Raw genomic sequence first — 14,515 nt, 5'->3', positions numbered from 1 at the left:
TTTACGCTAAGATTACTTTTATTAACTCACTTCTATTAACTTACTTTTATAAAATGAGTAAATTATAGCGATGCGATTGCGTCATTGAACAAAGTGCTAGGGCGCATCGCTTGCTCAGCCAATGCCTCATCAGCTAGGTAATAACCCTTAAGATCGATAGGCTTACCTTGAGCATCATTCAGCTCTTTGACAATAGCGGCTTCATTGCTCTCTAGCGTTTGCGCAAGTGGCGCAAACTGTGCAGCAAGCTCGCTGTCTTTATCTTGAGCCGCAAGCTCTTGAGCCCAGTACAAAGCAAGGTAGAAATGACTACCACGGTTGTCAATTTCACCGGTTTTGCGTGATGGAGACTTGTCATTTAATAACAGCTTTTCAGTCGCTGTGTCTAAAGTATCAGCCAATACTTGAGCCTTAGGGTTGTTATCATTCTGTGCCAAATGCTCGAGTGACACTGCCAATGCCAAGAACTCACCCAATGAATCCCAACGTAAATGGTTTTCTTCAACCAATTGTTGGACATGTTTAGGTGCTGAACCACCAGCGCCTGTTTCAAATAAACCGCCGCCTTTCATGAGTGGTACGACTGATAGCATCTTCGCGCTGGTACCCAATTCTAAAATTGGGAATAGGTCAGTGAGGTAATCACGTAAGATATTACCAGTAGCAGAAATCGTATCAAGACCACGGGCAACGCGCTCTAGGGTATAACGCATCGCACGAACTTGTGACATGATTTCGATATGTAGACCGCTGGTATCATGATCTTTTAGATACATTTTTACCTTTTTGATCAGCTCGTTTTCGTGTGGACGATACGGGTCTAACCAAAAGATGACCGGCGTATTAGATTCGCGCGCGCGGCGTACAGCAAGCTTGACCCAATCTTGGATCGGATCATCTTTGACCTGACACATGCGCCAGATATCACCTTTCTCAACACGCTGCTCAAGTAAGATCTCATTTGTTTCTTCGTCAACAATACGAGCAATACCGTTATCACTTGCTTCAAACGTCTTGTCATGCGAGCCATATTCTTCCGCTTTTTGAGCCATTAGACCAACGTTAGGTACTGTACCCATCGTGGTTGGGTCAAAGTTGCCATGCCATTTACAGAAGTTAATCATTTCTTGGTAAATACGCGCAAAAGTAGACTCAGGCATGACGGCTTTACAGTCATACATTTTGCCATCAGCACCCCACATTTTACCGCCTGAGCGGATCATAGCAGGCATAGAAGCATCAACAATCACATCACTTGGTGAATGGAAGTTGGTGATACCTTTTGATGAATCAACCATTGCTAGACGTGGACGATGTACTTGGCAAGCATGTAAATCGCGCTCAATCTCTTCACGCAAGCTGGCTGGCAACTCAGCAATTTTTTCGTACAAGCTTGCCATGCCGTTATTAACATTGACCCCTAGCTCGTCAAATAATGCGCCATGCTTTTGGAAAGCATCTTTATAGTAGATTCTAACCGCGTGACCAAAGACGATAGGGTGCGATACTTTCATCATGGTCGCTTTTACGTGCAACGAGAATAAGATACCAGCTTCTCGGCAGTCTTCCATTTCACGCTCATAAAATTCAAGCAGTGCTTTTTTGCTCATAAACATAAGATCGATGACTTCTTTATCAAGCAAAGCGATGCCTGTTTTGAAGACATTGACAGTGCCATCGTCCGCTAAGCGTTCCATGCGTACAGTACGCGCTCTATCTAACGTGATAGATTGCTCGCCGTCATAAAAGTCGCCACTGTGCATGTGTGATACATGCGTCTGTGACCATTGCTTCCATTCGCCCATCGAGTGCGGATGCTTGCGTGCATAGTTTTTGACCGCTTTTGGTGCGCGGCGGTCTGAGTTTCCTTCACGCAGTACAGGGTTTACTGAGCTGCCTAAACTTTTGCCATAACGTTGACGAATTTCTAGCTCTTCGTCAGTTTTTGGGTCATCTGGAAAATCAGGAATGGCATAGCCTTTGCCTTGTAGCTCTTTGATCGCTGCTTTTAGCTGTTGCACAGAAGCACTGATATTTGGCAATTTGATGATGTTGGTATTTGGATCTTGTGTCAGACGACCCAGCTCAGCTAAGTTGTCAGGGACGCGTTGCTCTTCACTTAAGAATTCAGGGAATTCAGCCAGTACACGGGCAGCAACTGAGATATCACTGGTGTCAACTTCAATACCTGCTGTTTGAGTAAATGCTTTAACAATAGGCAAGAATGATACGGTTGCAAGCGCTGGGGCTTCGTCGGTTTTTGTATAAATAATTTTTGACATTGTAGTAGAGTATTCCTTTATGTTGTCAGTAATGATAGTGAATAAGGCTTGGATATTATTTAATACCTTGATATAGCCTTCATACCATAATGGGCGATGGCGCTAAATTAAGTACCTCGCGTGTCACTTTTGCAATCATACAAAAATATATTGAAACGGTTTGATGCATTCAAATGGTTTGTATATTGCCAGTTGACGTCATTTTACAAAACTATCTTTTGGAAGCTGTTTTAACCTTTATGACAAACTTACCGCCAAAAGAGGGGTTAAACGATTGGGTAACACTGCCTGACGATACATGATGACCGATATATTATAGTTCATGCACTATAAATCCGCTATGATGTCAATCTTGTACCTTGAACTAAGTATACTATTTCGCTCATATCTCATGTGTCTGAATTATATTAAGCTAATAATACTCTTATTCTATCAGTCATCAAGATTGATATCATCTTTTCCATGTAATTTGCCTGATTTTAATGGCTTTTACTGGCAATTTTTGTCACATATCGCATCGACATTTGCCTCTATAACGATAATATTATTCCAATCTCAAGCCATTCTTAAATGATGACGCTGATTCTATAAAGGTTGGGCGCAGTTTTTGCAAATTGTGACAGCAAAAAAATAGCCATTTGTTAGGCTATATCAGCAAGACCTGTTATCAAAAACAGTCATCAACGACCCTCATCAACAAAAGCCATCAAAAAAACAGTGTGCTGATTATGACCTTACAATATGCGTTACTGAACGATACTAGCTGGCAAAGCCTAGGCGATTGGCAGGCGTCAGATACGCCTTTTATGTCATTTGCTTTTTGGCAAGCGCTTATTGATAGCGGCGCAATCGGTGAAAAAGCAGGCTGGTTGCCGCTTTATATCTTGATACATCGTGCAGAAGCTGATGACGATACTGCCATACAGCACAGTCTGTCTTCTGTAGAAACTACTCTAAAAGTGCAGCAGCCAGTTGCTGTGATGCCCGTCTTTATTAAAGGTCATCATCAAGGGGAGTTTGTATTTGACCATGCGTGGGCGCAAGCTTATGCACAATATGGTCTGGATTATTATCCGCGTTTGGTGACCAGCGCCCCTTATACGCCCATCACAGGTCAGCGTTTATGGTTGGCAGAGGGTGAAATACTTGATGCTGATATTATAAAGACCGCCATCGCTGGTGTTGATGATATTGCGCAGCAAGTAGATGCCTCAGGTTGGCATGGATTATTTGTCACCCCTGAGATGGCTAGTATCACCAACGCCTCGCTACCCACTGATATCGATATAAAAATAGCGCTTAACAATCAAGTAAAGGGCGTCGCGGCAAAACCCATTGAAATGCCGATACTTGAGCGTCAAGGCTGTCAGTTTTTATGGCAAAATAAGCACCTTAGCCAAAACGATGAGATGTTTGCAGATTTTGAGGCATTTTTAAGTATACTCAAAGCCAAAAAGCGTAAAACCATCAGAGCTGAGCGTCGTAAGGTTGCCGAGCAAGGTATCATGTGTCAGCGAAAACGTGGTGATGAGATTACTGAGTCCGATTGGAAGATATTTTATCACTGCTATGTCATGACTTATGCGATACGAGGGCAGCAGCCGTATTTGACCATGGATTTTTTTAGAGCTTTGGCGCAAACTATGTCTGAGCATTTAATGCTCGCGCAAGCACTTGATGGCAATGGTGAGATTATCGCCAGTAGCCTGTTTTTATATGATACGCCTGATAATAAAACCGCGACTTTGTACGGTCGTTATTGGGGCGCGCTTGGTGAGTACGATAGCTTACATTTTGAGCTTTGTTATTATCAGGGTATCGAGTTTGCGATCGAACAGGGCTTGCAGTATTTTGACCCAGGGACGCAAGGCGAGCATAAGCTGATTCGCGGTTTTATTCCGACTACCACGCACTCATTACATCGTATTTATGATGCGCGCTTTGTCCCAGCGATTAGTGATTTTTGTGCTAAAGATCGACTGCATATGGCGCAGTACCGACAGCAGGCATTTGAGGCGCTACCTTTTAATATCGATAATATGCCAACCTTTGATAGCAGCCATTAACCTTTTTTAGTATCTACTTCATATAACAGTTGTTAGCCGTAAACTATGATCTCTCATTTTTCTTGCCTAGCCCATTCATCACCGCCGACAGAGCTACTATCTTGGCTAAATACCGAAGGCTCTCTGACTGCATTACTTGAGGTAAAGGCTGGGCAGCCGTTACGTGTCGAGCGCAGCTTTGAGGGTTACCGCTTATTGTCTTTGGCACAAAAAAAGCAGCTCGGTATGAGAGGTGCTGCGCTCAGTCGCCCGCAGCTGGCGTGGGTACGTGAGGTATATCTATACGGCAATGACGATCGGCCATGGGTACAGGCACAAAGCCTATTTCCGCTATCAAGTTTACAAGGCCGTGCCAAACGTTTACAACAACTCAAAAGCACGCCGATTGGCTATGTGTTGTTTAAGCGCAGTCGCACTTTACCAAACAAGCGCTGTATCGAACAGACGAGTGACGGCTGGCAACGGCAGACGCTATATGATTGGTATGGACGTAAGTTACTTATCAGTGAGACTTTTTTGCCGCAATTTGAGCAAAAATTACTCAAAAGTTAAACCCTTCATAATCAGACTAAAATAGCTAATGGATTGGCTAGCTATGTTACTTACCCTCGCTCAAATCTAGTCTCAGTAAAATACTCCTAATTAATTTATACTCATCCTTCAAATAGGGCAGTTATAAGCATCTAATATAATTGGATTTATATAAAGAAAATATTATCTTGCAAGATGTTCAATATCAGGTGAGGTTTTTTTGCGTTCGTCACATAAAATTTCATGCTACACTTGAGCTTTAGCAAGGATATTGATGCAAACGCCTGTCAAATTTGTAGTTAGATTTGACAAGCTTATAACAAGCCTTTTGCTTGCTTGTCTCAGACGTTTTTTGCTATTCGTTTCTTCTCAATGACCACTAACGACTGTCACTACTTAGGACCTTACTATGTTTAAAGATATCTCTATCAAAGATTTTGATCCAGTACTTGCTGAAGCCATGGCTGCTGAAAGCGTGCGTCAAGAAAACCATATTGAGCTTATCGCTTCAGAAAACTACTGTTCACAAGCAGTGATGGAAGCACAAGGTACCGATTTGACCAACAAATACGCTGAAGGCTATCCTGGTAAGCGTTATTATGGTGGTTGTGAGCATGTTGATGTCGTTGAACAGTTGGCCATTGATCGTGCAAAAGAATTGTTTGGTGCAGAGTATGTAAACGTCCAACCACATTCTGGTAGTCAAGCAAACTCTGCTGTTTTCTTAGCCTTGCTTGAAGCCAATGATACGGTACTTGGTATGAGTCTGGATGCTGGTGGTCACTTGACCCATGGCGCACATATCAATTTCTCAGGTCTGAACTACAACGCCGTACAGTACGGATTGGTAGATGGCACTGGTCTGATCGATTATGATCAAGTAGATACCTTAGCTCGTGAGCATAAGCCAAAAATGATCATCGCTGGTTTTTCAGCCTATTCACAAGTGGTCGATTGGGCACGTTTCCGCGCTATCGCTGACGAAGTTGGGGCGTATCTTTTGGTCGATATGGCACACGTTGCCGGTTTGGTTGCAGCGGGCGTTTATCCAAGCCCAGTACCATTTGCCGATGTAGTGACTACTACTACGCACAAAACTTTACGTGGTCCACGCTCAGGTATGATTTTGGCTCGCGATGAGAAGCTAGCGAAAAAGCTAAACTCTGCGGTGTTCCCAGGCAACCAAGGCGGTCCACTGATGCACGTTATCGCTGCCAAAGCGGTATCATTCAAAGAAGCATTAGAAGACAACTTTAAAACCTATCAGCAGCAAGTGGTTAAAAATGCTCAAGCAATGGCGAAAGTCATCATCGACCGTGGCTATGAAATCATCTCTGGTGGCACTGAAAACCATCTGATGCTAATCAGCTTAGTAAAGCAAGAAATGACTGGTAAAGAAGCGGATAAATGGTTGGGCGATGCACACATTACGGTCAATAAAAACGCTGTGCCAAACGATCCAAAATCTCCATTTGTGACCTCTGGTATTCGTATTGGTACGCCAGCGATTACCACTCGTGGCTTCAATGAAGCACAAGCAGGTGAGTTGGCAGGTTGGATTTGTGACGTGCTAGATAGCCGTGGTGATGAAGCTGTGACTGCTGAAGTCCGTGGTAAAGTTGAAGCTATCTGTAAAGAGCTGCCTGTTTATGCTAAAAATCAGTAATTTCTGATTAACGGGTTTTATAAGTCAGATATAAAAAAACCGCTTAGCTTTTGCTAGGCGGTTTTTTGTTTTACGACTATTTAAACTAACGTTTTAATTCATCAAATCACATAAACGGCAGTTTGGTAAATATCTGCAAGATAGTAGCGTTAACGATATCGACGAAGAAAGCACCAACCATCGGCACAATCAAAAATGCTTTATGTGATGGTAAGTAGCGGTCAGTGACTGCCTGCATGTTGGCAATCGCCGTAGGGGTTGCACCCATACCAAAACCACAATGTCCTGCTGACAAGACAGCCGCATCATAGTCTTTACCCATGAGCTTAAAGGTCACAAAGTACGCATACCCAATCATCAGTACTGTCTGTGCCAATAAGATAATCAATACCGGACCTGCCAAATCTGTTAATTGCCACAGCTTTAATGACAATAATGCCATCGCTAAGAACAAACTTAATGACGCGTTACCGATGACATCAATTGCACGGTCAAACATATCAAAATTAAAGACCATAGTCAGAGCATTACGAATAATCACCCCGCCTGCCAATGCCCAAACGAAGGTCGGTAGCTCAAACCAGGTATCTTGCGCTAACAAAGTCATAATATCCGCAAACGCCAACGCTGCGGCAAATAGAGCCAATGATTCGATGGTAGACGATGCGGTAATCAGACGGATATTATCCGGCTTTTCAAACATCTCTTTATTGCTATGAACTTCCTCTTCACTATGCTTGGTGCTATATAGCGACTGCTCACTTGCCAGTTTTTCCACATTACTGGGGTTTGGATTGACTGCTGTCGGCTTAAGACCGAGTTTATTAATCAAGCGACGGGCAACAGGACCACCGATAATACCACCTGCTACTAAACCATAAGTGGCAACTGCGATACCCAGCGTCGTCGCGCCAACCACGCCGTACTGCTCCTCCAAAGTAATGCCCCAAGCACCCGCAGTACCATGACCACCGGTCAAGGCGATTGAACCTGTGACCAAACCAAGCAGCGGATCAAGTCCAAGTGCGCTTGCCATTGCAACCCCAAGGATATCTTGTAAAATGATAAATACAGATACGATGATAGTAAAAATCAACAATGGTGAGCCACCTGCTTTGAGCCTACCAAAATCAGCGCTAAGCCCGATAGAGGCAAAAAACATCAGCATGGTCGCTGTTTGTAGTCCTTGATGGAAGTTAAAGCTATAGCCCCAAAATATATTAAGAATATAGACAACAATCGCTGCAACCAAACCGCCTGCGACCGGTTCTGGGATATTAAAATCTTCTAAAAACTTGATTCTTTTGACTAAGAAACGTCCAAGTAAAAGTACCAGTGTGGCTAATATCAAGGTGTAATAGCCGTTTAGGGTAACTTCCATATATTCATCCTTTCTATAAATAACAATATAAATTAACCTGAATTCGGGATAAATCTGTTTTTATCTCGAATTCAGATTCTTATGGGCGGCTAAGAGAATCGTTGGCCGCCATCATAATCCACAGTTGTGGTTTACCAAAGTCTCTAAAAGCATCTTCAATAAGACTTTTGAATAGGTGAAAATCTTCGTTGTTAATATCATAAGTGGCGGTCAAATCAAGGATTAAATGCTCAATATCGCTGTCTGTTAGGCAGTCCCACGCCGCATCCCAATTATGACCAAACCAGCTTGGGAAATCGCATGCTTTTGCTAAGCTGGTCAACAATGTCTCTTTATTTAGTATAGCGCCGATAGGTACAGAGATTGCCTGCTCAGGTATCGAAAGCAGTACTCTGCTGCTCTCATCGATAGGGCTTTGCTCAGTGCTGTCTTTGGTCAAATAATGAATAGCGTCACTCATCTCATTTTACCTGCAATTTTTGAAAGCTCTCATAATGATCGAGGGTCAAATAATAAATGGTTGGCGGATGACCGCCTGTGACGATACGCCGCGCACCGCGATGAGAAACTGTCGGTGTAGGGACGGTATATTCTCGATAGTAGCCTTGTGACTGCGCTGGTAGCTTGCCTTCTCGATTATAAAATGTGCTGCCGTCTTTGTTTGGATAAGGAAAAGGTCCACCTTGCTGAATAAGCGCAATGGTGTGATCTATCTGTGCATCACCTGTGATAGCGGCTGCATCGGCACTGTCGGTTTTATAGGTCGGCTGCGATATAGGCGTCGATTGTATACCATCTGCTAAGAAACTGGATTTTAAATCCCCAAAGAAGTAAACCGCAACAGCAATAATGGCAATGAAAGTTAATAGGGTAAAAAATGCGCTTTTCTTATTTGGGTTACGATGAGTGTTTTTAGCGTTCTGTTTTCGATGGTTTTTCTGATGAGCATTATCTGCGCTGCGATGAGCTGAATTTGATGCTGAGGATACTAAAACGCTTAACTCATTCGAGGTCACTTCGGTAGCACGTAACTGGTTTTTACTATTACGCTCACTATTAAAATAAACCCGTTGTCCCTCGATTATCGGTTGTGATAATCGTACTGACGTTATGTGAAAAAACACATCCTCACTTTGATGATCGACGTCGATAAAGCCATAGCCTTTATCAGAGTTCCAATGCTTGATCGTGCCACTTTGCATGGGCGTATGGTCCTATCTATAGAGGTTTATCATAGGGAACAATACTTATATTCGATATCGCCTATATTTATTGATAATAAAAAAACGCCAGCAATTAGGCTGACGTTCTGTAACAATTATACTGCAGACAGTGTTATAAATTGTATTGAAGACGTAATAAATTACATACGGGTTTCACCATGACCATAAACGATCCACTTTTGTGATGTCAAGCCTTCAAGCCCAACTGGTCCACGCGCATGAATTTTGTCGGTTGAGATGCCAATCTCGGCGCCAAGACCATACTCAAAACCGTCGGCAAAACGGCTTGAGGCATTAATCATCACGCTTGCTGAGTCGACTTCACGAATAAAGCGTTGCGACTTGGTATAATTATCAGTAATGATAACATCGGTATGATGACTGCCATGGGTATTGATATGCTCAATCGCTGCATCGATACCGGAGACGACTTTAATAGCAAGGATAGGCGCAAGATATTCGGTATCCCAATCTTCGGTAGTGGCCGCTGATAGATGACCTTTTAATATTTTATTATCGTTTAAAATAGCTTGGGCCTTATCATCAAGGCGCAGCTGCATCGCATCATCAGCAGTCACAATAGCTTCGGCAATCTTGGGCAATAGCTGAGCAGCGATGGTTTCATCGACCAATAGCGTCTCCATGGTATTACAGGTCCCATAGCGATGGGTTTTAGCATTGACGCTAACGTTAATGGCAATCTTAGGATCAGCATCGCTATCGATAAAGGTATGGCAATTACCATCAAGATGCTTGATCACTGGTACGCGTGCATCGCGGCTGATACGCTCAATTAGCCCTTTGCCGCCACGTGGTACGATGACATCGACATAATCGGTCATGGTGATCAGCTTACCGACCGCTGCACGGTCAGTGGTTTGTAATACTTGCACGCTATGCTCTGGTAAACCAACCTTTTTTAACCCCTCCAAAATACATTTGGCAATCGCTTGATTGGATTCAAAGGCTTCTGAGCCGCCGCGCAGGATAATGGCGTTCCCAGATTTTAGTGCAAGCGACGCCGCTTCAAGGGTAACGTTCGGACGTGATTCATAAATCATACCAACGACACCAAGTGGTACGCGCATTTTGCCCAGATGAATGCCCGATGGACGATACGTCATGTCTGTAACCTCGCCAATCGGGTCAGGCAATGCCGCAACATCTTTTAAACCTTGTAACATGCCATCAAAGCGGGCGTCATTTAATTCCAAGCGATCAAGCAGCGCAGCGTCTAGGTCGTTTTTTTGACCATTATCCATATCGATTTTGTTGGCAGCTAAGATATCTGGTTTCGCATTCTTTAACACCTCGTGAATCGCCATCAATGCCGCATTTTTGTCGCCCGTATTGGCAGCAGCAAGCGCTCGTGACGCGGCGCGCGCCTCTTTACCGACGTTTTGCATATAAGCGGTTATGTCTGTGGTATCGGTTTGACTCATAGATATACATCCTTATAGTAATAAATTTAGAAAGTCAGCGCACAAGTGGCGCTATGCTATTTAACATAGAGGAGATTAGGTCGATAGTAAAGCCGATTTTGTGAATAGCAGTTGCTTGGCTCTATAGGGTAGTTATGATTGAGCATTGGATTTATGATTACGTATTTTTAACAGAACTAGTCTGTAATTACTAAGGTAGTCCCTATGAATCGTCCGTATAGTGAGCGCTAAGCAGCAAAAGATTTATTTTGGTTTTAAGGCTTTAATTTTAAAGTGCTAGTTTTAAAGCAACTGGGCTGCATGAGAGCTATTTATACTAGTCATTGATTCATAGTAAGAATTGATGATATTAGAAACCTATTGGAGAATACATATGAGCATTGACCAACAACAAATGCAAAAATCTGGCGCTCACAAAAACTGGCTGGGTGTTGGGCTGATTGCCGTAGCCTTGACGCTTAGTGCTTGTGGCAAAAAAGATGAGCCACCAGTAGAGACGACGCCAGCAGCAGATGCGCAGACGGCGGTAGAAGACGAAGCAACCGGTGTGGCAACGGCTGGTAGCTCTGATGATGTGGCAGTAGCGAGTACTGATAATGATATGGCTGTCAGTAGCACAGACGATGTGGCCGTAGCAACTGCGGATGACACAGAGGTGCTGGACGGTACTGAGAGCGAAGAGCACGTTTCAACCTATTAATATGGCAGATAAAACAGCGCTCACGCTATTAAGATGATAAAATAAGGCCCATAACGGATTGTGCGTTATGGGCCTTATTTTATCAAGATTACAATATTGCCAAGCGCCTTCTTATCGTTAAGCCCTTTTTTACTCCTGTTTTCATTCATATTTATTGGAAGTCTGCTAAACCATGCTTGATACTGCAAATAATCCGACTCGACCGATCGCTTTAGATTTACAAGATATCCATAAAAGTTTCGGCTCATTGGCCGTACTAAAAGGCGTATCTTTGACTGCCTATGACGGCGATGTTATCTCCATTTTAGGCTCGTCTGGCTCAGGTAAGTCGACCCTGCTACGCTGTATCAATCTGCTTGAAAAGCCAAATCAAGGTCGTATCATCATCGGAAAAGACGAGCTGATGCTAAAGCCGGCTAAGTCGGGCGAGTTGCAAGCAGCTGACATCAAGCAGTTAGAGCACCTACGCGCGCGCGTAGGGTTTGTCTTTCAAAACTTCAATCTATGGCCACATAAGACGATTATTGACAATATCATCGAAGGTCCAATACAAGTCTTAAAAATAAAAAAAGACCAAGCGATTAGCGATGCTGAAAAGCTGCTTGATAAAGTGGGCTTACTGGACAAAAAAGATGCTTATCCGGCAAACCTATCCGGTGGTCAGCGCCAACGTGTCGCTATTGCGCGCGCCCTTGCTATGCAGCCGCAGGTATTATTGTTCGATGAGCCGACGTCTGCCTTAGATCCTGAGCTGGTCAATGAAGTGCTGGCGGTGATGCGAGAGCTGGCAGCCGAGGGGCGCACGATGCTGATTGTGACCCATGAGATGCGTTTTGCACGTGACGTTTCTAGTAAGGTGGTCTTTTTACACCAAGGCGTTATTGAAGAGATTGGTACGCCTGAGCAAGTCTTTGACAATCCTAAATCTGAGCGTGTCAGAGACTTTATGGCCTCACATCGTCAAAACTAATCTGCTTAAATCTTATCAAGTTGCAGTCTTAGTAATCAGGTTTTAAAGCGCTAAGATTGCACATCAGTAAGTCTACTTGTGCCTTTATTACTCAATAATCACAGTCGGTATGCAAAATGTTTGTTTTTGATATTCCACTCAGGTATTATCAAAAGAGCTGTGAGCGGCTATCAATAGCATTTACTGTTATACCAAACTATCTTACAGCCTAAATATCCAGTTACCTAAATCTGAGTGACTTGTCTGGCAGGGACGTCAGAGAAAATATACCAGAACGCTATATTAAAAATTAGAGATTAAAAATCGTCTTAAAAATCCATCAGAATTTAAGGAACGTATGATGTCGAATTCTCGCCTATTATGGTCATCGATGACCGTTACCGCCGCGCTTATGTTGGGTGCTTGTAGTCAGCCGGCCAATGACGCTGCTGAAACCAATGCAGATACGCCGGCAGCAGGAACCAGTGGCAAGACCATTCGTATTGCGACTGAAGGCGCATACCCTCCTTTTAACTATACCAATGCCGATGGCAGTTTGGCAGGTTTCGATATCGACGTCGCCAATGCGCTATGTGAGCAGATGCAAGCCAAATGTGAAATTGTCGCTCAAGATTGGGACGGTATTATCCCAGGTCTATTGGCACAAAAATACGATGCAGTCATTGCCGGTATGTCGATTACCGCTGAACGTCAAGAAAAAGTCGATTTCAGTGAGCCTTATTTTGCCAATACCATGGTTTGGCTGACTGATACCAAAGGCAGCTTTGACCCTAAATCTATCAAGAATCTGAAGCTTGGTGGTCAACGTTCAACGACGCCAGGTGCTTATCTACAAGACAATTATGAAGGCAAAGACGGCAATACCGTTAAGCTTTATGACAATTATGACAATGCTTATTTGGACCTAAAGTCTGGTCGCAGTGATGCGGTATTGGCTGAAAAAGTATCGGCAAAATCATGGTTAGCAGACAATCCTGAAGGCTTCGGTATCGTAGGTGATGAGATTGACAATGATGACAATATTGCCATTGCTGTACGTAAAGGCGATGCCATTAAAGAAGACTTTAATAAGGCGCTGAGTGAGATTCGCAGTAACGGTGAGCTTGCCCGTCTCGAACAGCAGAACTTTGGTCAATAAGCTGTCATCATTAACGTCGATTGTTAATGTCCGTCTTCGGTGGCGGATATATATACGGCTGATACATATATTAAGGAATAACCACTATGAGCATTTCAATCTCCTCAGCAATGACCAAAAAAGCCTTGTGGCTGGCACCACTAAGTGCTGCCATGCTGATGCTGGCAGGTTGTAATAATAGCTCTGCGCCAGTAGAAACTACTGAGACAGACACTGCAACTGATACGCCTTTAAATATCAAAATCGCAACAGAATCAAGCTACAAACCTTTTAGTTATACTGACGCAGACGGCAAGTTAATCGGCTATGAGATTGAGTTGGTCGATGCCCTATGCGCGCAAATGAAAGCCAAATGTGAAGTCATCTCGCAAGACTGGGATGGCTTGATTCCAGGTTTGAATGCGCAGAAGTTTGACGCTGCCATCGCCGGTATGTCAATCACCCCTGAGCGTAAAGAAGTGGTCGAATTTAGCGACCCTTATTTCCATAGTGGTATTATCCTAATCGGTAAAAAAGGTGATGATATTAGGGTTGATGCCCTAAAAGGTCAGCCAATTGCCTCACAGCGTTCGACCGTTGCTTCGCAATATCTACAAGATAAACATGCTGATGCTGACATCAAACTTTATGACACCCAAGATAATGCTTATTTAGATCTAACCTCAGGTCGTGTGCGCGCGATGATGTCTGACAAAGTGACAGGTATCGATTGGCTCAAGACTGAAGCTGGTAAAGACTACGAAGTCAAAGGTCAAGAAATCAGCACCAATGATGATGCGATGGGCATCGCTTTTCGTAAAGGCGATCCATTGGTTGCCAAATTTAATAAGGCGTTGACTGAGCTAAAAGACAATGGCACCTATGATCAAATCACAGGTAGCTACTTTGGTACCAGCTCAACCACAGCTGCTCAAAAAGCAGTCGCTACCAATGATCTCAAAGAAGTCGTCGTGGATAAAGCCGATACTGATGCGGATACGACCACTGCTAAAGAAGCGCCAGCAGCAACAAATTAAACCCTGTGATGACAAATATGTATTGATCATAAGTTTTGAGCAATACATATTGTAGCCAGCACTTATCCAAATTTTACGACGTAATAACTTCAAGGATGAT

12 protein-coding genes are annotated in these 14,515 nt (G+C 43.5%); 7 read left to right on the top strand and 5 right to left on the bottom strand.

Going from position 1 to position 14,515, the window contains the following annotated elements:
* Positions 1-62: 62 nt before the first annotated feature.
* On the bottom strand, positions 63-2,282 hold the full coding sequence (locus ABYU67_RS02355) for an NADP-dependent isocitrate dehydrogenase (RefSeq protein WP_372843415.1): 2,220 nt from the start codon (positions 2,280-2,282) through the stop codon (positions 63-65).
* Positions 2,283-3,010: 728 nt separating this feature from the next.
* Here ABYU67_RS02355 and ABYU67_RS02350 point away from each other — a divergent pair.
* The 3 genes from ABYU67_RS02350 to glyA all read left to right on the top strand — a co-directional run bounded on the left by ABYU67_RS02350 (position 3,011) and on the right by glyA (position 6,545).
* Positions 3,011-4,348, top strand: coding sequence for a GNAT family N-acetyltransferase (locus tag ABYU67_RS02350; RefSeq protein WP_372843414.1), 1,338 nt, complete (start codon positions 3,011-3,013; stop codon positions 4,346-4,348).
* Positions 4,349-4,393: 45 nt separating this feature from the next.
* Entirely contained in the window at positions 4,394-4,900 is a 507-nt protein-coding gene (locus ABYU67_RS02345; RefSeq protein WP_372843413.1) for a chorismate lyase, read from the top strand.
* Between the two features lie 388 nt (positions 4,901-5,288).
* Positions 5,289-6,545 carry a serine hydroxymethyltransferase gene (glyA, locus tag ABYU67_RS02340; RefSeq protein ID WP_372843412.1) on the top strand — a complete coding sequence of 419 codons (1,257 nt, stop codon included), beginning with the start codon at positions 5,289-5,291 and terminating at the stop codon, positions 6,543-6,545.
* Positions 6,546-6,651: 106 nt separating this feature from the next.
* Here glyA and gltS read toward each other — a convergent pair whose 3' ends face one another.
* The 4 genes from gltS to ABYU67_RS02320 all read right to left on the bottom strand — a co-directional run bounded on the left by gltS (position 6,652) and on the right by ABYU67_RS02320 (position 10,591).
* The gene (gene gltS, locus ABYU67_RS02335) at positions 6,652-7,926 is read right to left on the bottom strand and encodes a sodium/glutamate symporter (protein ID WP_372843411.1); all 1,275 of its coding nucleotides are present in this window, start codon (positions 7,924-7,926) and stop codon (positions 6,652-6,654) included.
* Positions 7,927-8,005: 79 nt separating this feature from the next.
* Positions 8,006-8,386 carry a barstar family protein gene (locus tag ABYU67_RS02330; protein ID WP_372843410.1) on the bottom strand — a complete coding sequence of 127 codons (381 nt, stop codon included), beginning with the start codon at positions 8,384-8,386 and terminating at the stop codon, positions 8,006-8,008.
* A 1-nt stretch (position 8,387) separates the two neighbouring features.
* Positions 8,388-9,128, bottom strand: a complete 741-nt coding sequence (locus ABYU67_RS02325) for a ribonuclease domain-containing protein (protein WP_372843409.1) — start codon at positions 9,126-9,128, stop codon at positions 8,388-8,390.
* Between the two features lie 161 nt (positions 9,129-9,289).
* The gene (locus tag ABYU67_RS02320) at positions 9,290-10,591 is read right to left on the bottom strand and encodes a glutamate-5-semialdehyde dehydrogenase (RefSeq protein ID WP_372843408.1); all 1,302 of its coding nucleotides are present in this window, start codon (positions 10,589-10,591) and stop codon (positions 9,290-9,292) included.
* A 373-nt stretch (positions 10,592-10,964) separates the two neighbouring features.
* Here ABYU67_RS02320 and ABYU67_RS02315 point away from each other — a divergent pair, with 373 nt between their 5' ends.
* From ABYU67_RS02315 to ABYU67_RS02300, 4 genes are all read left to right on the top strand, one after another.
* Positions 10,965-11,291 carry a hypothetical protein gene (locus ABYU67_RS02315; protein WP_372843407.1) on the top strand — a complete coding sequence of 109 codons (327 nt, stop codon included), beginning with the start codon at positions 10,965-10,967 and terminating at the stop codon, positions 11,289-11,291.
* Positions 11,292-11,463: 172 nt separating this feature from the next.
* Entirely contained in the window at positions 11,464-12,261 is a 798-nt protein-coding gene (locus ABYU67_RS02310) for an ABC transporter ATP-binding protein (protein ID WP_011512694.1), read from the top strand.
* Positions 12,262-12,598: 337 nt separating this feature from the next.
* Positions 12,599-13,399: a transporter substrate-binding domain-containing protein gene (locus tag ABYU67_RS02305; RefSeq protein WP_372843406.1), complete on the top strand. Its 801-nt coding sequence runs from the start codon at positions 12,599-12,601 to the stop codon at positions 13,397-13,399.
* Positions 13,400-13,485: 86 nt separating this feature from the next.
* Positions 13,486-14,415, top strand: a complete 930-nt coding sequence (locus tag ABYU67_RS02300) for a transporter substrate-binding domain-containing protein (RefSeq protein ID WP_372843405.1) — start codon at positions 13,486-13,488, stop codon at positions 14,413-14,415.
* Positions 14,416-14,515: the final 100 nt, after the last annotated feature.

The organism is Psychrobacter sp. (assembly GCF_041554015.1).
In the GTDB taxonomy this organism is placed as follows: domain Bacteria; phylum Pseudomonadota; class Gammaproteobacteria; order Pseudomonadales; family Moraxellaceae; genus Psychrobacter.
Note: the sequence above shows the minus strand (reverse complement) of the source record. Positions and strands in the feature narration are given on the sequence as shown.

Bases quoted from the DNA above. Each gene is read 5' to 3' on its own strand.
- ABYU67_RS02320 (WP_372843408.1), bottom strand. From the start codon at position 10,591: ATGAGTCAAACCGATACCACAGACATAACCGCTTATATGCAAAACGTC.
- ABYU67_RS02355 (WP_372843415.1), bottom strand. From the start codon at position 2,282: ATGTCAAAAATTATTTATACAAAAACCGACGAAGCCCCAGCGCTTGCA.
- ABYU67_RS02350 (WP_372843414.1), top strand. From the start codon at position 3,011: ATGACCTTACAATATGCGTTACTGAACGATACTAGCTGGCAAAGCCTA.
- glyA (WP_372843412.1), top strand. From the start codon at position 5,289: ATGTTTAAAGATATCTCTATCAAAGATTTTGATCCAGTACTTGCTGAA.
- gltS (WP_372843411.1), bottom strand. From the start codon at position 7,926: ATGGAAGTTACCCTAAACGGCTATTACACCTTGATATTAGCCACACTG.
- ABYU67_RS02325 (WP_372843409.1), bottom strand. From the start codon at position 9,128: ATGCAAAGTGGCACGATCAAGCATTGGAACTCTGATAAAGGCTATGGC.
- ABYU67_RS02310 (WP_011512694.1), top strand. From the start codon at position 11,464: ATGCTTGATACTGCAAATAATCCGACTCGACCGATCGCTTTAGATTTA.
- ABYU67_RS02345 (WP_372843413.1), top strand. From the start codon at position 4,394: ATGATCTCTCATTTTTCTTGCCTAGCCCATTCATCACCGCCGACAGAG.
- ABYU67_RS02305 (WP_372843406.1), top strand. From the start codon at position 12,599: ATGATGTCGAATTCTCGCCTATTATGGTCATCGATGACCGTTACCGCC.
- ABYU67_RS02330 (WP_372843410.1), bottom strand. From the start codon at position 8,386: ATGAGTGACGCTATTCATTATTTGACCAAAGACAGCACTGAGCAAAGC.
- ABYU67_RS02315 (WP_372843407.1), top strand. From the start codon at position 10,965: ATGAGCATTGACCAACAACAAATGCAAAAATCTGGCGCTCACAAAAAC.
- ABYU67_RS02300 (WP_372843405.1), top strand. From the start codon at position 13,486: ATGAGCATTTCAATCTCCTCAGCAATGACCAAAAAAGCCTTGTGGCTG.